The organism is Thiomonas sp. (assembly GCF_034007205.1).
GTDB lineage: Bacteria > Pseudomonadota > Gammaproteobacteria > Burkholderiales > Burkholderiaceae_C > Thiomonas.
In genome coordinates this window covers 177914-199263 of the sequence record NZ_JAVERI010000004.1, presented here as the reverse complement: position 1 = coordinate 199263, position 21350 = coordinate 177914, and the positions used below count along the sequence as shown (strand labels likewise).

Annotated in this window: 22 protein-coding genes; 7 read left to right on the top strand and 15 right to left on the bottom strand. The window is 65.6% G+C overall.

Annotated elements, in window-relative coordinates; translation table 11 throughout:
* Window positions 1-22: 22 nt before the first annotated feature.
* Genes RBR52_RS05295 through RBR52_RS05285 form a run of 3 tightly spaced genes read right to left on the bottom strand, consistent with a single transcriptional unit; the run spans window position 23 to window position 2582 of the window.
* Complete coding sequence (locus tag RBR52_RS05295; protein WP_320376143.1) at window positions 23-835, bottom strand: metal ABC transporter permease; 813 nt, start codon at window positions 833-835, stop codon at window positions 23-25.
* A complete protein-coding gene (locus RBR52_RS05290; RefSeq protein ID WP_320376142.1) occupies window positions 832-1698 on the bottom strand; it encodes a metal ABC transporter ATP-binding protein in 867 nt (288 codons plus the stop codon). Before RBR52_RS05290 ends, RBR52_RS05295 begins: the two co-directional genes overlap by 4 nt.
* Before the next feature lie 2 nt (window positions 1699-1700).
* Window positions 1701-2582, bottom strand: coding sequence for a metal ABC transporter solute-binding protein, Zn/Mn family (locus RBR52_RS05285; RefSeq protein ID WP_320376141.1), 882 nt, complete (start codon window positions 2580-2582; stop codon window positions 1701-1703).
* Window positions 2583-2704: 122 nt separating this feature from the next.
* On the opposite strand from RBR52_RS05285, the gene xth reads away from it, so the two are divergent.
* Window positions 2705-3472 carry an exodeoxyribonuclease III gene (xth, locus tag RBR52_RS05280; protein ID WP_320376140.1) on the top strand — a complete coding sequence of 256 codons (768 nt, stop codon included), beginning with the start codon at window positions 2705-2707 and terminating at the stop codon, window positions 3470-3472.
* 7 nt (window positions 3473-3479) lie between these two features.
* Here xth and ntrC read toward each other — a convergent pair whose 3' ends face one another.
* From ntrC to RBR52_RS05255, 5 genes are all read right to left on the bottom strand, one after another.
* Window positions 3480-4967 (bottom strand): nitrogen regulation protein NR(I), encoded by a 1488-nt coding sequence (ntrC, locus tag RBR52_RS05275; RefSeq protein ID WP_320376139.1) that lies wholly within the window; start codon window positions 4965-4967, stop codon window positions 3480-3482.
* Between the two features lie 31 nt (window positions 4968-4998).
* On the bottom strand, window positions 4999-6081 hold the full coding sequence (gene glnL / locus RBR52_RS05270; protein ID WP_320376138.1) for a nitrogen regulation protein NR(II): 1083 nt from the start codon (window positions 6079-6081) through the stop codon (window positions 4999-5001).
* A complete protein-coding gene (locus RBR52_RS05265) occupies window positions 6078-6587 on the bottom strand; it encodes a hypothetical protein (protein WP_320376137.1) in 510 nt (169 codons plus the stop codon). Before RBR52_RS05265 ends, glnL begins: the two co-directional genes overlap by 4 nt.
* Before the next feature lie 201 nt (window positions 6588-6788).
* Window positions 6789-8204 (bottom strand): type I glutamate--ammonia ligase, encoded by a 1416-nt coding sequence (gene glnA / locus RBR52_RS05260; protein WP_320376136.1) that lies wholly within the window; start codon window positions 8202-8204, stop codon window positions 6789-6791.
* A gap of 235 nt (window positions 8205-8439) precedes the next feature.
* Entirely contained in the window at window positions 8440-9210 is a 771-nt protein-coding gene (locus RBR52_RS05255; protein ID WP_320376135.1) for a competence/damage-inducible protein A, read from the bottom strand.
* Window positions 9211-9375: 165 nt separating this feature from the next.
* On the opposite strand from RBR52_RS05255, the gene RBR52_RS05250 reads away from it, so the two are divergent.
* Genes RBR52_RS05250 through prmC form a run of 4 tightly spaced genes read left to right on the top strand, consistent with a single transcriptional unit; the run spans window position 9376 to window position 13182 of the window.
* Entirely contained in the window at window positions 9376-10923 is a 1548-nt protein-coding gene (locus tag RBR52_RS05250) for a class I adenylate-forming enzyme family protein (RefSeq protein ID WP_320376134.1), read from the top strand.
* Window positions 10924-10966: 43 nt separating this feature from the next.
* Complete coding sequence (locus RBR52_RS05245; protein WP_320376133.1) at window positions 10967-11218, top strand: acyl carrier protein; 252 nt, start codon at window positions 10967-10969, stop codon at window positions 11216-11218.
* A 3-nt stretch (window positions 11219-11221) separates the two neighbouring features.
* Complete coding sequence (nadE, locus tag RBR52_RS05240; RefSeq protein WP_320376132.1) at window positions 11222-12220, top strand: NAD(+) synthase; 999 nt, start codon at window positions 11222-11224, stop codon at window positions 12218-12220.
* Window positions 12217-13182: a peptide chain release factor N(5)-glutamine methyltransferase gene (gene prmC, locus RBR52_RS05235; protein ID WP_320376131.1), complete on the top strand. Its 966-nt coding sequence runs from the start codon at window positions 12217-12219 to the stop codon at window positions 13180-13182. The genes nadE and prmC overlap by 4 nt, the downstream gene beginning before the upstream one ends.
* Here prmC and RBR52_RS05230 read toward each other — a convergent pair.
* The 4 genes from RBR52_RS05230 to RBR52_RS05215 are packed head-to-tail and all read right to left on the bottom strand — an operon-like array spanning window position 13107 to window position 15925.
* Window positions 13107-13637 (bottom strand): hypothetical protein, encoded by a 531-nt coding sequence (locus RBR52_RS05230; RefSeq protein WP_320376130.1) that lies wholly within the window; start codon window positions 13635-13637, stop codon window positions 13107-13109. The two genes, prmC and RBR52_RS05230, sit on opposite strands and share 76 nt — an antisense overlap.
* Window positions 13634-14482, bottom strand: a complete 849-nt coding sequence (locus RBR52_RS05225) for an FAD:protein FMN transferase (protein WP_320376129.1) — start codon at window positions 14480-14482, stop codon at window positions 13634-13636. The genes RBR52_RS05230 and RBR52_RS05225 overlap by 4 nt, the downstream gene beginning before the upstream one ends.
* A 35-nt stretch (window positions 14483-14517) precedes the next feature.
* A complete protein-coding gene (locus RBR52_RS05220) occupies window positions 14518-15060 on the bottom strand; it encodes an FMN-binding protein (RefSeq protein ID WP_320376128.1) in 543 nt (180 codons plus the stop codon).
* 10 nt (window positions 15061-15070) lie between these two features.
* The gene (locus RBR52_RS05215; protein ID WP_320376127.1) at window positions 15071-15925 is read right to left on the bottom strand and encodes a DUF6662 family protein; all 855 of its coding nucleotides are present in this window, start codon (window positions 15923-15925) and stop codon (window positions 15071-15073) included.
* Between RBR52_RS05215 and RBR52_RS05210 the strand changes: the two genes are divergently transcribed.
* Window positions 15924-16115: a hypothetical protein gene (locus RBR52_RS05210; protein WP_320376126.1), complete on the top strand. Its 192-nt coding sequence runs from the start codon at window positions 15924-15926 to the stop codon at window positions 16113-16115. The genes RBR52_RS05215 and RBR52_RS05210 overlap by 2 nt on opposite strands.
* 95 nt (window positions 16116-16210) lie before the next feature.
* Window positions 16211-18832, top strand: a complete 2622-nt coding sequence (gene mutS / locus RBR52_RS05205) for a DNA mismatch repair protein MutS (protein WP_413818292.1) — start codon at window positions 16211-16213, stop codon at window positions 18830-18832.
* A 6-nt stretch (window positions 18833-18838) separates the two neighbouring features.
* Here mutS and folE2 read toward each other — a convergent pair whose 3' ends face one another.
* The 3 genes from folE2 to RBR52_RS05190 all read right to left on the bottom strand — a co-directional run bounded on the left by folE2 (window position 18839) and on the right by RBR52_RS05190 (window position 21330).
* The gene (gene folE2, locus RBR52_RS05200; protein ID WP_320376124.1) at window positions 18839-19627 is read right to left on the bottom strand and encodes a GTP cyclohydrolase FolE2; all 789 of its coding nucleotides are present in this window, start codon (window positions 19625-19627) and stop codon (window positions 18839-18841) included.
* A 123-nt stretch (window positions 19628-19750) separates the two neighbouring features.
* Window positions 19751-20551, bottom strand: a complete 801-nt coding sequence (locus RBR52_RS05195) for a metal ABC transporter permease (RefSeq protein ID WP_320376123.1) — start codon at window positions 20549-20551, stop codon at window positions 19751-19753.
* Entirely contained in the window at window positions 20548-21330 is a 783-nt protein-coding gene (locus RBR52_RS05190) for an ATP-binding cassette domain-containing protein (RefSeq protein ID WP_320376122.1), read from the bottom strand. The genes RBR52_RS05195 and RBR52_RS05190 overlap by 4 nt, the downstream gene beginning before the upstream one ends.
* Between the last annotated feature and the right edge of the window lie 20 nt (window positions 21331-21350).

Here is a 21350-nt window from a genome sequence, read left to right as displayed (position 1 = left end):
TTTCAAGCCGCGCGGATGCAGGTCAAGATTTACCTTTGGATACCGCTGCTGCCCAAGCGTGGCCGAGCAGATACAGGCCAAAGCTCAGTGAAGCGATCCAGGTACTGGCTGGATAGCCGATGTAATACGCCGCCGCCAGCCCGCCCCAAGTCACCGCCAAGCCGAGCGCCACCGAAAGGCCGATGCCCCCGGCCAAGCTGCGGCTCACGGTCTGCGCCGTCGCAGCGGGGCCGACGAGCAAGGCGAAAATCAGCAGGGCGCCGATCACCGGCACGGCAATCGCCACGGTGGCTGCGACCAGCAGGATGAACAGCACATCGAGCTGCCGCGTGTTCACCCCGCGCGCCTGCGCGCCTTCGGGATTGAAACTGGCAAAGCACAGCGGGCGGTACAGCAGCGCCAGCCCGGTCAGCCCCGCCACGCAGACCAGCAGCGACAAGCCCGCCTGCTCTGCCGTGATGCCCACGATGCTGCCAAACAGAATGCTCATCGCCGACTGTGCGTTGGCGGTGTAGAGATTGAGAAACAGCACCCCCAGCCCCAGCGCGAACATCAGCACCATGCCGATGCCGATGTCTCTCTGACGGATGCGACCGCCCGTCAACGCCAGCACCACGCCGCTGCTCAGCGTAAAGACGAACAGCCCGAGATAGGGGCTCAAACCCAGCAGAATGGCGCCCGCCGCCCCGGTGAACCCGACATGCGAGAGCGCATGCGCGGCAAAAGCCTGCCGCCGCAAGGTGATGAAATAGCCCACTGCAGCGCTCAACACAGCAATGGCGCTGCCCGCCAGCAGCGCATGCCGCATGAAGCCATATTCCAGACCGAGGATCACCCACCCTCTCCTTCTTCGGCATGACCGTGATCGTGTCCGCAATGCGCGGCGTCTTCGGGCATGAAGCCGTCTGCGGGATGGATGAACCGATAGCCCCCGTCGCGCGCCACGGCCATCGGCAGACCGTACAGCGCCGAGAGCGCCGCGGCGTTGACCACTTCATCGACCGTGCCCAGGCGCCCTCTGCCGCCCGCGAGGTAGAGCACCTGGTCCATGTGCGGCAGCAGCGGATTGATGTCGTGCGCGGTCATCAGCACCGTCAGTCCCTGCTCGGTGCACAGCCTGCGGGCGGTCAGCAGGATGCGCTGCTGCGCCTGCGGATCGAGGTTGGACAGCGGCTCGTCGAGCAGCAGGATGCGCACCGGGTTGACCAGCGCCTGGGCAATGCGCGCTCGTTGCCGCTGCCCGCCGGAGAGCGCATCCATGCCGCGCTCGGCGAGAGACTCGATTTCCAGCGCCTGCAGCGCCGCATCGACGGCCTGCGCGCGCTGCCGTGCACCGCTGAGCCCCAACCCCCAGCGTTCGCCCTGCCAGGCCGTGCCGACAAAACTGCGCACCCGCAGAAAACTGTCCGCGCCAATCGGGTCGCGCTGCGAGACATAGCCGATCTGCGCGCGTGCGGACAAGTTCTCCCGCCCCAGCAATCGCAAGCGGCCCGACTGCAGCGGCTGCAAACCCAGCAAGGCGCGCAGCAAGGTGGTTTTGCCCGCACCATTGGCACCGAACACGCCGACGAACTGTCCGGGGCGGATGGCCAAATCCAGTCCATCGAGCACGGTGTGCCCGCCGAGCACGCAGCGCAAACCTTGCGCCTGTATGGCCCAGCCGGGCGTGGCGTTCAGCATGGCAGGTTCAGTCGGCACGATCAATGCGATTTGCCCAGAGCGCGATCGATCGCGGCGAGGGTTTGCAATTGCCACTGCACATAGCCGGTCCTGGGCGGCACGAATTCATCGACGCCCACCACGGGCACGCCGGAATCCAGCGCGATGTTGCGCAGACGATCGGTCAGCGGATCGGTCACCTGACGGTTGTAGAACAGCAGAGCGACCTTGTGCTGCCGCAGATGGTCTTCATAGCGCGCGACTTCGGCAGGTGACGGTTCAGTGTCGTTCATCACGTCGAACTGAAATTTCTCGCCCAGACTGGTCCAGCCCAGTTGCCGCAGCAAATAGCCCACGACCGGCTCGGTTGCCGTGACTTGGAGCCGGGGATATTGATGTGCCAATGCCGCCTGCGCCTGGTTCAAGCGGGCCAGTTCTGCCTTGAATCGCCGCAGATTGCTGGCAAATTGCTGGCGATGCGCCGGATCGGCTTGCTGCAGCAGTTGCGTGAGTTTTTCCGCCACCTTGAGCGCGATCAGCGGATCGTAGAACACATGCGGGTTGCGATCGGCCATGATGCGCGCCGGATCGAGTTCCGCTGCCACGATCACCTGCCGGTGCGGCGTGGGATTCGCCGCCAGCATCTTGCGCATCCAGTCGTCATAGCCGATGCCGTTGAGCAGGACGATCTGCGCCTGCGCCACCTTGCGCGCCACGGCGGGCGTGGCCTCGAAACTGTGCGGATCGACATTCGGATTGTTGATGATGCTGTCCACCTTCACCTGGTCGCCGCCGATGGCCTGGGCGATGACGCCGTAGGTGCTTTCCGCCGCCACGATGGCAATCGGTGCGGCCTGCACCTCGCGGGCCCACAGCAGCGAAAGCGGTAGCGCAAGGCAAAACAAGAATGAGCGCAAGTTCATGAGTCCTCTCCATCAGAGTTTCGTTACTGTATAACGTCTCATTCAAAACGAATGTATCCGCATGCAAATCAGCGCACTCGCTCATCGCAGGCAGAATGGCAGGTTTATGACCCGCTTCGATCATGAAAATAGCGACCTGGAACATCAATTCCCTCTCGGTGCGCCTGCCCCAGGTGCTCGCCTGGCTGCAGACCCAGTCGCCTGACGTGCTGGCGCTGCAGGAAACCAAGCTGACCGATGAGCGGTTTCCGCATGCCGACCTGCTCGATGCGGGCTATCACGGCGTGTGCCTCGGCCAGCCGACCTACAACGGCGTGGCCCTGCTCAGTCGACAGCAAGCTGAGAATGTGCAGCGTGGCATTCCCGGATTCGAAGACGATCAGGCGCGCGTGATCGCGGCGACCTACGGCGATCTGCGGATCATCGACGCCTACTTTCCGAACGGGCAGGCGCCCGACAGCGACAAGTTCGCCTACAAGATGCGCTGGCTCGATGCCCTGGAAGCCTGGTTGCGCGCGGAGCTTCAAAGCCATCCCAAACTGGTTTTGATGGGCGATTTCAACATCGCCCCGGAGGATCGCGATGTGTACGACCCGGTGGCTTGGGCCGGCCAGATTCACTGCACGCCCGAGGAGCGGAGTCATTTCCAGGCGCTGCTCGGGCTCGGCCTGATCGACGCCTTCCGCGCCTTCGAGCAACCCCCGAAGAGCTGGAGCTGGTGGGATTACCGCAATCTGGCCTTCCGCAGGAACCAGGGCCTGCGCATCGACCACATCCTGGTGAGCGAGGGCCTGCGCGGTGCGCTGCAAAGCTGCGTCATCGACAAGGCGCCGCGCAAGAACGAGCGCCCCAGCGATCACGCGCCGGTGATTGCCAAGTTGGTTCTGTGAGCGGAGTTCAATCCTCCATCCCCAGTTCCTGGATTTTGCGGGTGATGGTGTTGCGCCCGATGCCCAGTTTTTGCGCGGCTTCGATGCGCCGACCGTGCGTTTGCGCCAGCGCGGCGGTAATGACGGCGCGTTCGAAACGTTGAGTGAGCAGGTGCATGACGTCGGGCTCGCCGCTGCGAATCAGGCCCAGGGCCACCTGTTCGACGCGGTGCTCCCAGTCCTCGTTCGAGGCTTCAGTGGGTGTCGAGGTGAGGTTCGGCGCAGCAGGGGGGGACACTTCGGCAGGCGTCAAAGCCGCCGCGACGGGCATCTGCGCATCTGCTGAACGCAGTTCCGTGAGCAGATGGTCGCGCAGATCCTCTGGCAGGTCCTTGACCTGGATGGTCTGCGCCGGCGCCATGACGGTGAGCCATTGGCAGAGGTTCTCCAATTGCCGCACATTGCCGGGAAACGGAAATCGTTGCAAGACCTGCAAGGCATCGGCGGAGATGCGCTTGGCCTCGACGCCCAGTTCCTGCGCGCTGCGCTGCAGGAAATGCCGGGTGAGCGGCGCGATGTCTTCATTGCGCTCGCGAAGGGGCGGAAGGCGCAGGCGGATGACGTTGAGGCGGTGAAACAGATCCTCGCGGAACTGGCCCTGCGCCACACGCTGTTCCAGGTTCTGGTGCGTGGCGGCAATCACCCGCACATGCGACTTGATGGCACTGTGCCCGCCCACGCGGTAATAGTGCCCATCGGAGAGCACGCGCAGCAGCCGGGTCTGAAGCTCCAGCGGCATGTCGCCGATTTCGTCGAGGAACAGCGTGCCGCCTTCGGCCTGCTCGAAGCGGCCGCGCCGCATGGTCTGCGCCCCGGTGAAGGCGCCGCGCTCGTGGCCGAACAGCTCGCTTTCCAGCAGATCCTTCGGAATCGCGGCGGTGTTGATGGCGACGAACGGGCCGCCCGAGCGCGGGCTGTGCTTGTGCAGGGCGCGGGCGACGAGCTCTTTGCCCGTGCCTGACTCTCCCGTGATCAGCACCGTGACCTGCGAATGCGCCAGCCGCCCGATGGCGCGAAACACATCCTGCATCGCCGGGGCCTGGCCGAGCAGTTCGGGAGACTCCTGCTGCGCCTCGTCGGCCTGCTCTTCACGCAGGCTTTCATCGACGGCCCGCTGGATCAACTCGACCGCCTTGTCCACGTCGAAGGGCTTGCTCAAGTAATCGAACGCGCCGCCCTGGAGCGAGGCGACCGCGCTGTCGAGATCGGAATATGCCGTCATGATGATGACGGGCAGGCCGGGATGCGACTGGCGGATTTGCTGCAGCAATTCGATGCCGTTGCCGCCCGGCATGCGAATGTCGCTGATGAGCACCTGCGGACACGACTCGGTGAAAGCGTTCAGCACGTCGCGCGGATTGGAAAAGCTGCGCACCTCCATGCCCGCCTTGTGCAGCGCCTTTTCCAGCACGAAGCGGATCGAGGCATCGTCATCGACCACCCAGATCGGCTTCATCGCGCGCTCCCCTGGAGCGAACGCCGTGACCTCAAGGCAGCGGTAGCGTGATGCGGAATTCGGTGTGGCCGGGCTGGCTGTCGCATTCGATGGTTCCCTGATGTTGCTGAACGAAGGTCTGCGCCAGGGTGAGCCCCAGCCCGCTTCCTCCTTCCCGGCCCGAGATCAGTGGAAAAAAGATGCGATCTTTCAGTTCCGCAGGCACCCCAGGGCCGTTGTCCACGATATGCAAGACCAGTGCCAGCCTGTGGCGCTGGCGAGCCACCGTCACCTGCCGTGCCACGCGGGTACGGAACACGATGCGCGCGTCACCCTGTGCAATCTGCGCTTGCAACGCCTGCGCGGCGTTGTGGGCGATATTGAGCACCGCCTGGATGAGTTGTTCCCGGTCGCCGCGAAACTCGGGCAGGCTGGCGTCGTAGTCCTGCTCGATGGTCAGCCCTTGCGGAAACTCGGCCTGCAGCAAGGTGCGCACGTGCTCGCAGACCTCGTGGATGTTCACATCGCCCACAACATGCGGCTTGCGATGCGGCGCCAGCAGCCGATCCACCAGGGTTTGCAGCCGATCCGCCTCGGCGATGATGACCTGGGTATATTCCTGCAGTTCCACGGAGGGCAGCTCGGCATGCAGCAATTGCGCCGCGCCGCGTATGCCCCCCAGCGGATTCTTGATTTCGTGCGCCAGATTGCGGATCAGCTCCTTGTTCGCCTGCGCCTGGTTGTGCCACTGTTCCTCACGTTCCAGACGCGATTGCTGGCTGATCTCCACGACTTCGGCGAGCAGCAGGCCCTGGGGGTGATCGGTGCGCGCGACGATCACTTGCACCTGCACCGGCTCGCGCAAATCGCGCAGCCGGATCATGCAGTCGAAACGCTTGCTGCTGAATTCATTGCTGCCGACCTGTTGCAAGGACATCTGCCACAGCGCCTGGCAGTCCATCCAGTGGCTCAGGTTCTGTCCGTTCAACAGGCGGCGGGAGACGCCCAGACCATTCTCCAGCGCGGGATTGGCGTATCGAATGGCGCCCTCGGCGTCCACCAGGGCCGCCATCGAGGCCAGCCAATCGAGGCCGGGGTATTCCAGACCAAGGCGTTCGGCCGCGTCGTCATTCATTGCGGATACTTTTGCAACTCGCGTTGCAAGGCTGCGATATTGGCCTGCGTCATGGCGATCTGTTCTTTCATCGCTGCCACACGTTGCGCATATTCACCGCCCTTGACCCCACCTCCCACGATGCGTTCGCTGGGCAGGTAATCGGGGTGACCGTTGTTGTACGCCTTGAGCTGCTGCTCCAGCAGCGCCTGCTGTTGCTGCAGCTCCTGCTCCAGAATGCGCCGCGCCTCGGCGTCGCGCTCTTTCTGCGTGGCGGGAGCGACTCGCACGGCCCGGTTGCCGCTCGGTGCAGCTTTTTCCCCGCTGGCCCGACTGGCCGGGCCGATGATCTTGGGTGCCATCCCCGGGCTGGAGAGGATGCTCACATTGGCGTTGTCGATCAGCTTGCAGTTCTTCGCCTTCACCTCGGAAAGATCGTTGGTGTAGGAATTGTCGGGGCAGCGGTAAACGCGCTGTGGATCGGTCTGTGCCACAGCGGCAGAGGCGCCCGCCAGGGACGCGAACAAGATGAAGGCTGCATATCGCACGGTCAAGCGGTTGGGCAATCGGACAAACGGGGTCATGATGGTGCGCGGACAGGAGAAGAGAAGGCAGTGTAAGTCTGGCAACGCGCGGGCCGCACACCCGGCCGACAGGGCGTGGCGGAAATGCCTTGAAAAGCGGAAAAAAAAGCGGCCCGAAGGCCGCTCCTGCACCGATGGATCGCCTTACAGCGAGTAGTACATGTCGAACTCGACCGGGTGCGTGGTCATGCGAAAACGGGTGACTTCTTCCATCTTCAGCTCGATGTAGGCGCTGATGAAGTCGTCGCTGAACACACCGCCCTTGGTGAGGAAGGCGCGATCCTTGTCGAGGTAGTCCAGCGCCTGGTCGAGGCTGGAGCACACGGTCGGGATCTTGGCCTCTTCTTCCGGCGGCAGGTCGTAGAGGTTCTTGCTCGCGGCTTCGCCCGGGTGAATCTTGTTTTCCACGCCGTCCAGACCGGCCATCATCATGGCGGAGAAGGCGAGATACGGGTTGGCCGTCGGGTCGGGGAAACGCACTTCGATGCGGCGCGCCTTGTCGCTGTGCACGAAGGGCACGCGGATGGACGCCGAACGGTTGCGCGCGGAATAGGCCAGCATCACCGGGGCCTCGAAGCCCGGAACCAGACGCTTGTAGGAGTTGGTGCCGGGGTTGGTGATGGCGTTGAGCGCGCGCGCATGCTTGATGATGCCGCCGATGTAGTACAGCGCGAACTCGGAGAGGCCGGCGTAGCCGTTGCCGGCGAACAGATTCTTGCCGTCCTTCCAGATCGACTGGTGCACATGCATGCCCGAGCCGTTGTCGCCGACGACGGGCTTGGGCATGAAAGTCGCGGTCTTGCCGTAGGCATGCGCCACGTTGTGCGCCACATACTTGAGCATCTGCGTCCAGTCGGCACGCTGCACCAGGGTGGAGAACTTGGTGCCGATTTCGCATTGGCCGGCGTTGGCCACCTCGTGGTGGTGCACTTCGACGGGCACGCCCATTTGTTCGAGCAGCAGGCACATTTCCGAGCGGATGTCCTGCAGACTGTCGACCGGGGGAACCGGAAAGTAGCCTCCCTTGACCGCCGGGCGGTGGCCCATATTGCCGCCTTCGAGCTTGTCGCCGGACGCCCAGGCGGCTTCGCCGGAGTCGATCTTGACGAAACTGCCGGACATGTCCACGTTCCAGCGCACTTGATCGAAGATGAAAAACTCGGGTTCCGGGCCGAAGTAGGCCGTGTCGCCCAGACCCGAAGCCTTGAGGTAGGCCTCGGCCTTCTTGGCGACGGAGCGCGGATCGCGGTCGTAGGGCTTGCCATCACCGGGTTCGAGCACGTCGCAGCTCAGCAGCAGCGTGGTTTCTTCGTAGAACGGATCGATATTGGCGGTGTTGGGGTCGGGCATCAGCAGCATGTCCGAGGCTTCGATGCCCTTCCAGCCGGCGATGGAGGAACCGTCGAAGGCATGGCCGTCGGTGAACTTGTCCTCATTGAACGCCGACACCGGCACAGTGACATGCTGTTCCTTGCCGCGGGTGTCGGTGAAGCGGAAATCCACGAATTTGACGTCGTGCTCTTTCACCATGCCCATCACGTCGGCGACTGTTTTGCTCATGAAAATCTCCTGTCAGGTTGAAATGCGTGCAAGTGGTCATCTTTGCATCTGAAGATGGCACTCGACATCGTTTGCTGCGATGCTCTGCGCAGTGCAGGCAATCTAGCAGAAAGCATGCCCGAATCGTTTGAAACCGATTGCGCCCGTCGTGAGGAAACGGCAGGAATTTGAACCTGGGACGATGGCACCATATCCGTGCATTCGCGCCGTTCGCACTGTTTTGGTACGCATGAAATCATTTTGGTGCATCTTCCCAACTTCCTTGCGGCAAGTGCGCCTTGAGGTACTCGAAGGCTTGTTCCACACCGGACCGGCCGCCCTTGACGCCAAGCTCGATGTGCCGCCCCCAGACCGGGTGATCCACACTGGGAAGGCTGAACACCTTGACGCCGGGAAAGCGCCGTTCGATGTCTTCCATCAGCGGCGTGAGATCGGATTCCATCGCATGCCGCACGATCACCGCGCGCTCGGCCTGGTGGCCCAGCCCATGCAGATGCGCCAGCGGCCCGTTCAGCACCCATTCCAGCATCGGCCATGCCATGACCGGAAAACCCGGCACGAAGTAATGCTGCCGGATGGAAAAGCCGGGAATGCGGTTGTACGGGTTGGGAATGATGCTGCTGCCACGAGGGAACATGCCCATCTGCAAACGCTGTCGGTTGGCTGCGGAGTCCACCTCGCCCAGACCGGCATCGACGACCACCTGCTGAATCAGCGCCCTGGCTTCAGGATGCAGTTCCAGCGGCAGACCCAGCGCGGCTGCGGCGCTTTGCCGGGTGTGGTCGTCCGGCGTGGCGCCAATGCCGCCGCAGCTCAGCGCCACATCGCCGCGCCGAAAACTCGCGGCAAACGCCTCGGTCAGCAGGGCTGGGTCGTCGCCCAGATAGCTCACCCAGTCCAGCCGCATCCCGCGCGCCTTGAGCAGCGCCAGAATCTGCGGGAAGTGTTTGTCCTGCCGTTTACCCGACAGGATTTCGTCGCCGATGATGTAAAGACCCAGTCCCATGCTCGCGCTTTGAATGCAAAGTTCAAGCATAGCGGGACGGCGTTGCGCTCGCGCCTGCGGTCGGCACCAAAAAAATCACATTCCGGCATTTCCCGTCCGGTTGCGGGGTGCCGTATCCACCGCATTCACCCGTATGCTGGCCCATCCCGTTTTTCATCGACATCCATGCTGCTTCATCACACTTTCGAAACGACTGCCGCCGTCCTTGCCGAACATCGCGCCATCGTGCGCGAGGGAGTGTCCACCCGCTATGGCGATCTGGCGGACCTGGTGGAGGGCATTGCGGCGGCGCTGCGCGCCGACGGCGTGCAGCGTGGCGAGCGGGTGGCGCTGTTTCTCGACAACTGCGTGGAAATGGTTGCGGCGATCTACGCCGTGCTCAAGATCGGCGCGGTGTTCATGCCGGTCAACACCCTCACCAAGGCCGACAAGCTGGCCTACATCCTCAACGATGCCGAGGCCTGCGCCCTGCTCACGCAGCAGGAACTGGCCGAAACCAGCCGCGCGGCGCTCGCGCAGAACCGCAGCGTGCGCCACTGCTACCTGCTCACGACCTATGCGCAGGGCAAGCCGGATGTCGGCACGCCCGATGCGCGCGAGCGCCCGTTCCCGGCGGCCTTGCCCAAGGCACCCTGCTCGCCCACGCCGCCCGATCTGATCGACCAGGATCTGGCCGCCATCATCTACACCTCGGGCTCCACCGGGGATGCCAAAGGCGTGATGCTCACGCACCTGAACATGCTCACCGCGCTGCGTTCGGTGCGCGCTTATCTCGGACTGCGGCAGAGCGACATCATCGTCTGCGCCCTGCCGCTGGCCTTCGACTATGGGCTGTATCAGGTGCTCATGGCCTTCAGCCTGGGTGCCACCGTGCTGCTGGAACGCTCGTTCACCTTTCCGGTCCAGGTGCTGGCCAACATGGCGCGGGAGCGGGTCACGGTGTTCCCGGGTGTGCCGACCCTGTTCACCCTGCTGACCAACCTCAAGTCGCTGCATGAGTTCGATCTGTCGGCGCTGCGGCTGATCACCAATACCGCCGCGGCCCTGCCGCAAACCCAGATCGCGCAAATCCGTGCGCTGTTTCCGCAGGCCAAGCTGTTTTCCATGTACGGGCTGACCGAGTGCAAGCGGGTGAGCTACCTGCCGCCGGAGCAGCTCGATGTGCGCCCCGGCAGCGTCGGGCGGGGCATGCCCAATGAGGAAGTCTGGCTGGTCGATGACGAGGGCCGCCGCCTGCCCAACGGCAGCATGGGCGAGCTGGTCATCCGCGGCAGCCATGTGATGCGCGGCTACTGGCGCAAGCCCGAGCAGACCGCGCAGCGCCTGCGGCCCGGGCCGATTCCCGGCGAGACGGTGCTGTATTCGGGCGATCTGTTTCGCACCGATGAAGAGGGCTGGCTGTATTTCGTCGCCCGGCGCGACGACATCATCAAAAGCCGGGGCGAGAAAGTCAGCCCGCGCGAAGTCGAAAACGTGCTGCATGCGCTGGAGGGCGTGTTCGAGGCCGCCGTCATCGGCGTGGACGACCCGCTGCTGGGCCAGGCGGTCAAGGCCTTCGTGGTGTGCAAACCCGGCGCTGCGCTCACCGAGCGCGAAGTCATCAAGCACTGTCTGGCGCACATCGAAAACTTCATGGCGCCCAAATACGTCGAATTCGTCGATGCGCTGCCCCGCACCGATACCGGAAAGATCAAAAAAACCGATCTGCGCTGACCCCCCATTTCTCCATTCCCGCTCTCATCGAGACCTCATTCCCATGTCCGACATCCAGAAAAAAATCCGCGACTACATCGACAGCAACTTTCTGCTCGGCGCGCGCGACACGAACTACAGCGACACCGACTCGCTGCTCGACCTGCACATCCTCGACTCCACCGGCGTGCTCGAACTCATCCTCTTCCTCGAAGAGAACTGGGGCATTCAGGTGGCCGACATCGAAATGGTGCCCGACAACCTCGACAGCGTGGCCGCCATCGCCGCCTATGTGCAACGCAAACAGGCAGCTTGAAACATGACCCGCCCCGCGCTGAATGCCGCCGTCCTCGCTATCGACTGTGAGGCGGAAATCCAGCGCATCGCTGACTTTTTTGTCCACACCCTGCGCGGCTTCAACAAGCGCGGCGTGGTGCTGGGTCTGTCCGGCGGGGTGGACAGCTCGGTGTGCGCGGCGCTGGCCGTGCGCGCCCTGGGGCCGAAGCGGGTGTTCGGCCTGCTGATGCCCGAGCGCGATTCGTCGGACAGCAGCGCCAGCCTGGGCGCACAGGTCGCGCAGCAACTCGGCATCGCGTACGCGGTGGAAAACATCGCACCCGCGCTGGAAGCCATCGGCTGCTACCGCTGGCGCGACGAAGCGGTACGCGCGGTGCTGCCCGACTACACCCCGCAATGGAAAATCAAACTCGCCATCTCCGGCGGGCTGGACGGCGGCATCAACCATTTCAGGATCATCGCCCAGTCGCCCGACGGACAGATGCATGAGGCGCGGCTGCCGCTGCGCGAGTATCTGCAGATCGTCGCCGCGACCAACCACAAGCAGCGCCTGCGCAAAACCCTCGAATACTTCCACGCCGACCGTCTGAACCATGCGGTCATCGGCACCCCGAACCGGCTGGAGTACGACCAGGGTTTTTTTGTGAAAAACGGCGACGGCTCCGCCGACCTCAAACCCATCGCCCACCTCTACAAGACCCAGGTCTACGCCCTGGCCCGGCACCTCGGCCTGCCCGAAGCGGTGTGCAACGCCGCCCCGACCACCGACACCTACAGCCTGCCGCAGGGTCAGGACGAGTTCTATTTCGCCCTGCCCTGGCATCAGATGGATCTGGCGCTGTGGGCCCGCAACCACGGCCATGGCGCGGCGGAGCTGGCCGAGGCCCTGGGCATTTCAGAGCCACGCGCCGCCGCCGTGCTGAACGACATCGACACCAAGCGCCGCACCACCCGCTATCTGCACGCCCGTCCCGCGCTGGTCGAGCCCGTTTTTCACCCTTCTCAGGAGAGCGCTTCTTGAAACTCGACGCCACCGCATCGACCGCCCACCCCGCGCCCGATCTGCAAGCCCTCGGGCCGGACGCGCAGGCCGCGTTCGAACAACGCCTGAGTCGGCTCACCCAGGCCCTCGACATCCTGCCCGACAAACCGGAAGAGACGCCGATATCCGCCCTGCGCGCGCTCTGGTTGCTCGCTGCCGGACGCCCGATGTCGATCCACGCAGCGACAGAAACGCCACTGGTCGCGCTGGACGCCGCGCGACTTGCCGCGCTCGACGGCCTGATCGCGCGCCGCATGGCCGGAGAACCTGTCGCCTACCTCACGGGTTGGCAGCGTTTCATGGAGATCGAACTGCGCGCCTCGCCCGCAGCGCTCATTCCTCGCGCCGAGAGCGAATTGCTCGCCCAGATCGCTGCACAAAAACTGCGTGAGATGGCCGCTGCAGCCGCAACGCCCCCGGTGGTGATCGACGTGTGCTGCGGCTCGGGCAATCTGGCTCTGGCGCTGGCGCACGCCGTGCCGCAGGCGCAGGTGCATGGCGCCGACATTTCCGAAACCGCCCTCGACCTGGCTCGCGCCAATACGGAAACCCTTGGGCTGAGCCAGCGCGTCAGCCTGCATGCCGGCGATCTGCTCGCCCCCTTCGGCGCGGAATTCCACGGCAAGGTGGATATGGTGGTTTCGCTGCCGCCCTATATCTCCACCGCCAGGATGGACGCCATGCCGCATGAAATCGTGGGGCACGAACCGCATCTGGCGTTCGATGGTGGTCCGTTCGGCGTGCGCATTCTCATGCGGCTGATCCACGAATCCCCGCCGCTGCTGCGCCCCGGGGGCTGGCTGGGCATGGAAGTCGGCCTCGGCCAGGGCCCGGCCATGGTGCAATTGCTGGAAAGGCACCCGGCCTACGACCGGGTCGAGACCGTGTGCGACGCCGACGGCGCGATCCGCGCCGTGCTCGCCCGCGCTGCTGCGGACTGATTGCGCACACGCTCCGGCCAGGCCCGCGCCGCCGCCGCGCGTGCCCCCAGCCGATGCGCGACATAGAGCGCGGGAACCGCACTGCCAGCCAAAAGGTGGGCGATGACACTCCAGCGCGGCAAGGTTTCGCCGCCGGCGTAATACAGCCCGAGTCCGCTGACTGCCAGCACGCCGAAGGCGGCCAGCAGCGCCGCACCTGAGAGCCGGTTTTCGCGGCGCAGCCAGCCTGCGCGCATATGCACCGTCCACACCGCGCCGAGCAGCGCCAGCAGGGTGAAAAAGCACGCCGCATGCGTCGCCGCGACCCAGACCCTGGCGCCGTCGCCCAGCGCCCAGGGCAAGTTCCACTCCAGCCGCATCTGCAGCGCGCCGGGAACGAGCAGCAGGCCGCTGGCGAGCAATCCGGCCAGGGCGAAGTGCAACACCGTGGCGAACCCCGGTGGATAGGTTCTCACGCCGCGCTCCGCTCGCGGTCCGGTGCCTGCCCGCCGAGCAGCCGCCCGCCCAGCCGGTCGACACAGGCTGCGCGCCGATCCGGCGCGGCCAGCGCCGCGACCTTGGTCAGCGCATCGGCCTTCCAGCAATGGCGCGCCTGCACCGCCCAGACCGCCGGGCCGCGATGCTCCGGATCAGGCGAACCGCCGGCGGCTTCCGGCAGCACCAGGCAGGCCGGGTAGCGTTCGCGCTGCGCCGCCGATTGGCCGATGATCGAACTCGCGACCGCGGCATTGACCACCTGTCCGGCGGTATGCACCCTACCGCGCGCGTCGCGCAGCGCCAGCGGCACCGCCGCGCTACCGAAGGCGCGCAGGTCGCCGCCGGCGTTGACCACCCCCTGCGTCATCCCGCCGGCGCGCAGCGCCCGCACCGCCCGGTCGACGGCGTAGCCCTTGGCGATTCCGTCCAGGGTCAGCACCACCGGCCGGCGAAGCCGGACCCGGCGCCCCGGAAGGAGTTCGACGGCGTCGCTCGCACCCCGCGGCTCGACGGCGCCGAAGCCGTGGTCGGGGAGCACGCCGCGGCGCACGAGTTCGCCGCCGACCGTGACGTCGAACAGCCCGCCGCTGGCGCGCGCCAGCGCCAGCGCCAGCCGCAGCACCCGCCAGGTCCAGGCATCGACCTGCTGCACTCTGCGATGCGCCTGCAGATTGACCCGGCTGAGCGCGCTGTGCGGATCGTGAAAGCTCATCCGCTGCTGCACTCCGGCGATCTGCGCGAACGCGGCGTCGACCGCCGCCTCCACCCGGTCGGCCGGCCCTTCGACCCGCATCTCGACCCAGGTGCCGAGCACCGGACGCATGCGCCGCATCGCCACGAGGTCCGGCCGGCAGCGCATCAGCGCGCCCCCTGCAGCACCACCTGCTGCAGCACCAGCAGGCGCTTCACGCCGTTCATCACATTGCGGCAGGACAGCGTCGCGCCGCTGATGTTGGGCACGTCCTCGTCGAGCTTGAACGGATCGGCCAGGGTCTTGCCCTGCAGGGTCTTGCGCCAGCTCGCCTGCCGGATCTGGTCGCCATAGGTCTCCTTGAAAATCATCACCTCGACGCCGCGCACCCGTCCCTCGGGCTCCAGCGCCGCGGCGTAGGTGATGAACTCGTGCTTGCCGACAACCTTGTCGACGATGAACCAGCCGAGCAGCCGGCCGTCCTTTTCGGCGCGCCAGATGTCCTGCTTGTCCCAGCGCTGCTTGAGACCGGACTTGCTCTCGATCGCCGCGCGCTGCTCGCGGGTCAGCAGCACCGAGGCGTCGACGAAGCGGTCGGCCTCGGGAAACAGCGCCTTCTGCGCCTGCGGCACGGTCAGGTATTCGTTGGCGTGGGCCGGAGCGACCACGGCCGCGAGTGGCAGCAGAAGCAGCGGATGGATGTTGCGCATCGCTCGCTCCTCAGAAGTTGAAGCCGACCTTGAGGCGGACTTCCTGCTTGGTCTTTTCGATCAGATGCAGGTTCTGGTCGTTTTGCGCGGCGAACTTCTCGCCGCCGCCGCTGATCTGCGGTAGCCAGCTCAGCGTGAACCACCAGTCGCGCGCGCCGTAATGCAGGCTGGGACCTGCCTGGACCGACCAGCGCTCCTGCCCGACCTCGGTCTCGAACTCGGTTTCATAGAACACCTCGGCGCCGATGTACCAGTTGGGAGCGAAGCGGTACGACAGCCCGGTGCCGACCATGTACTCGATTTCCATTTCGGGATCGGTGGTCCATTCGAAATCCGGGTAGGGCAGGGTCACCGCGCCGCGCTTGGCGTAGGTCGAACCGATTCCGGTATTGGCCGCCCAGACGACCTGACCATCGAGGAAATACTTCTGCGCGAGCAGCTTGAGCTCGAGGTTGTACTTGTCCTTGTCCTGGCCTGAGTGGGCATCGATCCAGTCGCGGCTGAACGACAGGTAGGCGGCGATGCCGATGTCGTCCTTGGCCGGGGTGAGAAAGGCGTACTTGAGCGACGCCTCGACGCCGGAGAGTTTGAACGCATACTTCTCGTCGGCCGGCATATAGCCGTCGATGCGCAGCCCCGAGGTGTCGATTCCCATGCCCTTCAGATAGAGCGCTCCGGTCAGCCGGTCGGTCAACCCGCGTTCGACCTCGAGCTTGTAGTCGGTCGCGGCGTAGCTGCCTGCACCCTTGTCCCAGCGGTGCGTGGCATAGCCCACGACTTCCATCGCGCCCCTGGGCATTGGCTCGGCGCCCTTGATATGGCCGAACAGTTGCTCGTCGGCAAATACCGGAGCCTGGCACGTCATGAGCAAGGCGGACAGGGCTACAGTCCGTCCAAACCCTTTGCTGCTCTCAAAACCCTTCCCTCTGCACATCGTCTTTGTCCTTTCGGTTGCGAACAGCATTTACGAACGATTCGCATTTTTCTTTTTTATTTCAAAATGTGTCAAGCGTGCCATTTCGTTTTTTGCCAGCGACCATCGGCGCGCTCGCTGACCCTCAAGGTCGCAGGGACTGATCGACCCTGGATAAACAGGCAACGATGTCCAGGCAATGGGAGTGCCTGTCCAGACGCAGCACTTGCAGGCAAAATGTCCGGCTCACAGAGCCCCTGCCACCCGATGCCCGCCTCCCCCGACCTGTCCTCGCACACCCCCTTGATGCAGCAATACCTGCGCATGAAGGCGGAGCATCCCGGCACGCTGCTGCTGTGTCGCATGGGCGATTTCTATGAGCTGTTCTATGAAGATGCCGAAAAGGCCGCGCGCCTGCTCGACATCACGCTGACGCGGCGCGGGCAGTCGGCGGGCGAGCCGGTCATCATGGCCGGGGTGCCGGCGCAGGCGCTCGACGGCTATCTGGCCCGGCTGGTCAAGCTGGGGGTATCGGCGGCGATCTGCGAGCAGATCGGCGATCCGGCGCAGGCCAAGGGATTGGTCGAGCGCCGCGTGGTGCGCGTGGTCACGCCCGGCACACTCACCGAACAGGCGCTGCTCGACGACAAGCGCGACGCCATTCTGCTGGCCATCGCGCCGCCAAAGCCGGCCCGGGGCGAATGGGGGCTGGCCTGGATGGCGCTCACCGGGGGTGGCATCACCCTGGCGCAGTGCGATGCCGCCGCCCTGTCCGACTGGCTGGAGCGCATCGGCCCGGCCGAAATCCTGTGGCCGCAAGGTCAGGCCCTGCCCCAGGATGCGGCGTGGCCCTGCACGACCGAGCGCCCGCAATGGCATTTCGATGCGGCGCTGGGTCTGCGCAAACTCTGCACGCAGTTGCAGGTGGCGCATCTCGACGGCTTCGGCGCACAGCACCTCGGTGCCGCGCACGCCGCCGCCGCCGCGCTGTTGACCTATGCCGAGCAGACCCAGGGCGGCGCCTTGCCCCTGTTGGCCGATCTGCAGGTCGAGCGCGCCGAACAGAGCCTGCGGCTGGACGCCGTGGCGCGCCGCAATCTCGAAATCCTCCAGCCCCTGCGCGGCGACGACAGCCCCACGCTGTATTCGCATCTGGACACCTGCCAGACGGCCGCAGGCAGCCGCTTGCTGCGCGACTGGCTGCAGGCCCCGCCGCGCGACGCCGACATCGCCCGCGCCCGCCACGCCGCGCTGCAAGCACTGATCGACGGCCCCTTGAACGCGTTGCGCGCCAGCCTGCGCGGCATCGCCGACCTGGAGCGCATCGCCGCGCGCATCGCGCTCAGGCAGGCCAGGCCGCGCGAGCTGTCGGCGTTGCGCGACGGCCTGCTGCGCCTGCCTGCGCTGCGAAGCCAGGCCGCCGCGTTCGAACGCTGCGCCTTGCTGCAGTCCATCGATGCCCAGCTCGATCTGTCGCCCGAACCGGCTGCCTTGCTGCAACGCGCCATCGCCGCCGAGCCCGCGCTGAACCTGCGCGACGGCGGCGTCATCGCCGCCGGTTTCGATGCCGATCTCGACGAACTCCGTGCCATCGACACCGACTGCGGCAGCTATCTCATGGAGCTGGAGCAGCGCGAGCGCGCGCGCACCGGCATCGCCAATCTGCGGGTGCAATACAACAAGGTGCACGGGTTTTTCATCGAAGTCACCCACGGCCAGACCGACAAGGTGCCCGACGACTACCGCCGCAGGCAGACGCTCAAAGGCGCCGAGCGCTACATCACCCCGGAACTCAAGGCCTTCGAGGACAAGGCGCTTTCGGCGCAGGAGCGCGCGCTGGCGCGAGAGAGGGTTTTGTTCGAGGGCGTCATCGAGGCGCTGCAGCCGGCGCTGACACCCATTCGGCGCGCGGCGCAGGCCGTCGCCCTGCTCGACGTCCTGGCGGCCCTGGCCGAACGTGCCACCACCTTCGGCTGGGTCTGCCCGGAACTCACGGACACACCGGGCATCGACATCGTGGGCGGCCGCCACCCGGTCATCGAAAGCCGCGTCGACCGCTTCATTCCCAACGACTGCCAGCTCGACGACCAGCGCCGTCTGCTCATCCTCACCGGGCCGAACATGGGCGGCAAGTCCACCTATATGCGGCAGACCGCGCTGATCGCCCTGCTCGCCTACCTCGGCAGCCATGTCCCGGCGCGCAGCGCGCGCATCGGCCCGCTGGACGCGATTTTCACCCGCATCGGCGCCTCGGACGATCTGGCGGGCGGGCAATCGACCTTCATGGTCGAAATGGCCGAAACCGCGGCGATTCTGCGGCAGGCGACTTCCTGCAGCCTGGTGCTGATGGACGAGGTGGGGCGCGGCACCTCGACCTTCGACGGCCTGGCGCTGGCCGCAGCCATCGCCGCCCAGTTGCATGACCGCAACCGCAGCCTCACGCTGTTCGCCACGCATTATTTCGAACTGACGGAACTGCCTCTGCGCCATCCGCAGGCGGCCAATGTGCATGTGGACGCGACGGAAACGCCGCAGGGCATCGTGTTTCTGCACGAAGTGCGCGAGGGACCGGCCAGCCGCAGCTACGGCGTGCAGGTGGCCCAGCTCGCCGGGGTGCCCCCCGCCGTCATCCGCGATGCACGCAGGCGGCTCGATGCGCTGGAACGCCAGCATCAACAGCAGGAGGCGCAGCTCGATCTGTTTGCCGCAGCTTCACAGTCCGACGAGCCGCAGTCGCTGGCAGCCCCCGCGCACCAGGCGCTGATCGAGGCACTCGATGCGCTCGACCCCGACGCCCTGACGCCGCGCCAGGCGCTTGAAACCCTCTATCGGCTCAAGGCTTTGCGTCAAGCGCAGTGATCCGCCTCAGACCCGCTCGATCAGCGCGTAGGCCGAATGGTTGTGGATGGACTCGAAGTTCTCCGCCTCGGCCACGTAATGCCCGATGCGCGGATCGGCGTTGAGGCGCGCGGCGACATCGCGCACCAGATCCTCGACGAATTTGGGGTTGTCGTAGGCGTGCTCGGTGACGTATTTCTCGTCCGGGCGCTTGAGCAGGCCCCAGATCTCGCAAGAGGCTTCTTCCTCGGCGATGCGGATGAGTTCTTCCAGCGCCACCGGCCGCAGCAACTCCGCCGTGATGGTGACATGAGAGCGCTGGTTGTGCGCGCCGTAATCCGAGATTTCCTTCGAGCACGGGCACAGCGATTTCACCGGCACCATGACCCTGGCCGTGAGCTTGACCTGGTCGCCGCGCGCTTCGGCGACCCACCCCGCCTCGTAATCGAGCAGGCTTTGCACCCCCGAGACCGGCGCGGTCTTGCGCAAAAACAGCGTGAAGGCGAATTCCAGCCGTCCTGCCGCGGCGCCCAGCTTGGGCAGCATCTGCCGGGTGAGCGCGGCAAACGCCTGCGCGTCCATCGCCGCGGGCATGGCCTCGAGCAATTCGACGAAACGCGACATATGCGTGCCCTTCTTCTCGGCGGGCAGCGCCACATCGGCCGTCACCTGGGCGATGCTCGGGTGCGTGCTGCCATCGCGCAGCAGCACACCCACGGGATAGCGCAAACCCTTGACCCCGACCCGCTGGATCGCGATATGGCGCTCGTCCACAGTGCTTTGAATGTCTGGAATGGCTTCGAAGGGTTTGTTCATGGGGTGACGGGTGGGGCTGCGCCGAAACCGCTCGGCTCCGCCCGCCCGGGGCATAGTTGAGAAGAGTTCTCGGATTATCCCGGACTGCGCACATCCTTGCCCGGTCTGCGGAAATGGGGGCGCTCAACCGCGCTGCGGCAACACCCGCAGCATCAGGAACAGCAGCGCCGCCGCGACCACGATGGCCGGGCCTGTGGGCAGATCGGAATGCAGCGAGGCGAGCAGGCCCAGCAGCACGGCCACAGCCCCGACGAAGGCCGCGCCCAGCGCCATCTGCACCGGCGTGCGCGCCAGCCGCCGCGCCGCCGCCGCCGGGATGATGAGCATGGCCACCGTGAGCAGAATGCCCACGAGCTTCATCGCCAGGGCGACGAATACGGCCAGCACCAGCATGAACGCCAGTTGCAGCGCTTTGACGCGGCGGCCCTCCACGGCGGCGAGTTCCTCATGCACCGTCAGCGCCAGCAGCCCTTGCCACAGCCATGCCAGCAGCGACAGGCCGACGACGTCGATCAGCACGATCCAGCCCAGGTCGGCTGCCCGCAGCGCCAGGATGTCGCCGAACAGGTAGGAAAACAGATCGACGCGCACATCTTCCATGAAAGCCAGCACCACCAGCCCCAGCGCCAGGCTGGCGTGCGCCAGAAGGCCCAGCAGCGTGTCCTCGGCGATGCCTTCGGCTGGTTTGCGCCGCGCCAGAACGAGGGCGATGACCACGCTTACCGCGAGCACGCCGATGACGGGATCGAGATGCAGCAACAGCCCCAGCGCCACGCCGAGAAAGGCCGAGTGCGCCAGGGTTTCACCGAAATAGGCCATGCGGCGCCACACCACGAAGCAGCCCAGCGGCCCGGCCAGCAGGGCCACGCCCACGCCGCCGAGCAAGGCGCGCCAGACGAAATCGGGCAGCAGCAATTCCGTCATGGCGTATCTCCTTCATCTGTCGCATCGGCCACGATATTGCCGTGCAGATCGTGATGATGATCGTGCCGATGCCGGTAGACCGCCAGCCCGGCCAGATCGCGCCCGAACAGGCGCTGATATTCGGGGTGCTCGCCGATGTCTTCCGGCCGGCCGACGCAGCACACATGGCGTTCCAGACAGACCACCTCGTCGGTGGCGGCCATGACCAGATGCAGATCGTGCGAGATCAGCAGCACGCCGCAGCCCGTGGTGTCGCGCAGGCGGGCGATGAGCGCATAGAACTCCTGCTGCCCCTGCACATCGAGCCCTTGCGCCGGCTCGTCGAGCACCAGCAGATCGGGCTGCCTGAGCAGCGCCCGGGCGAGCAGTACCCGCTGCATTTCCCCGCCGGAGAGTGCCCGCAGCGGCCGCCGCAGCAGGTCGCCGGCGCCGTTGTCGGCCAGCGTCTGCTGGCGCTGCCGCTCGGTGCTTGGCCCCGCAAGGCGAAGAAAGCCGTCCACATCCATCGGCAGGCTCGGCGGCGGCGTGAAGCGCTGCGGCACATAACCCACGCGCAACCCGCTGCGGCGCTGCACGGTGCCGCGGTCCGGCGCGATCAGGCCGAGCAGCACGCGCACCAGCGTGGTCTTGCCCGCCCCGTTCGGGCCGACCAGGGTCACGATCTGGCGCGGCAGCACGCGCAGGCTCACGTCGGCAAGCAACGTGTTGCCGTTGCGCTGTACCTGGATGCCCTCCAGGGCGACGAGCGGCTCGGTGAAAGACAAGGTCGCGCTGTTCATGGATGTTATATTGTAACAAT

Coding starts and splice junctions, on each gene's coding strand:
- RBR52_RS05285 (WP_320376141.1), bottom strand. CDS start 2,582: ATGAACTTGCGCTCATTCTTGTTTTGCCTTGCGCTACCGCTTTCGCTG.
- xth (WP_320376140.1), top strand. CDS start 2,705: ATGAAAATAGCGACCTGGAACATCAATTCCCTCTCGGTGCGCCTGCCC.
- ntrC (WP_320376139.1), bottom strand. CDS start 4,967: ATGAAGCCGATCTGGGTGGTCGATGACGATGCCTCGATCCGCTTCGTG.
- glnL (WP_320376138.1), bottom strand. CDS start 6,081: ATGAATGACGACGCGGCCGAACGCCTTGGTCTGGAATACCCCGGCCTC.
- glnA (WP_320376136.1), bottom strand. CDS start 8,204: ATGAGCAAAACAGTCGCCGACGTGATGGGCATGGTGAAAGAGCACGAC.
- RBR52_RS05255 (WP_320376135.1), bottom strand. CDS start 9,210: ATGGGACTGGGTCTTTACATCATCGGCGACGAAATCCTGTCGGGTAAA.
- RBR52_RS05250 (WP_320376134.1), top strand. CDS start 9,376: ATGCTGCTTCATCACACTTTCGAAACGACTGCCGCCGTCCTTGCCGAA.
- RBR52_RS05245 (WP_320376133.1), top strand. CDS start 10,967: ATGTCCGACATCCAGAAAAAAATCCGCGACTACATCGACAGCAACTTT.
- nadE (WP_320376132.1), top strand. CDS start 11,222: ATGACCCGCCCCGCGCTGAATGCCGCCGTCCTCGCTATCGACTGTGAG.
- RBR52_RS05225 (WP_320376129.1), bottom strand. CDS start 14,482: ATGCGTCCGGTGCTCGGCACCTGGGTCGAGATGCGGGTCGAAGGGCCG.
- RBR52_RS05220 (WP_320376128.1), bottom strand. CDS start 15,060: ATGCGCAACATCCATCCGCTGCTTCTGCTGCCACTCGCGGCCGTGGTC.
- RBR52_RS05210 (WP_320376126.1), top strand. CDS start 15,924: ATGAGCAAGGCGGACAGGGCTACAGTCCGTCCAAACCCTTTGCTGCTC.
- RBR52_RS05215 (WP_320376127.1), bottom strand. CDS start 15,925: ATGACGTGCCAGGCTCCGGTATTTGCCGACGAGCAACTGTTCGGCCAT.
- mutS (WP_413818292.1), top strand. CDS start 16,211: ATGTCCGGCTCACAGAGCCCCTGCCACCCGATGCCCGCCTCCCCCGAC.
- folE2 (WP_320376124.1), bottom strand. CDS start 19,627: ATGAACAAACCCTTCGAAGCCATTCCAGACATTCAAAGCACTGTGGAC.
- RBR52_RS05195 (WP_320376123.1), bottom strand. CDS start 20,551: ATGACGGAATTGCTGCTGCCCGATTTCGTCTGGCGCGCCTTGCTCGGC.
- RBR52_RS05190 (WP_320376122.1), bottom strand. CDS start 21,330: ATGAACAGCGCGACCTTGTCTTTCACCGAGCCGCTCGTCGCCCTGGAG.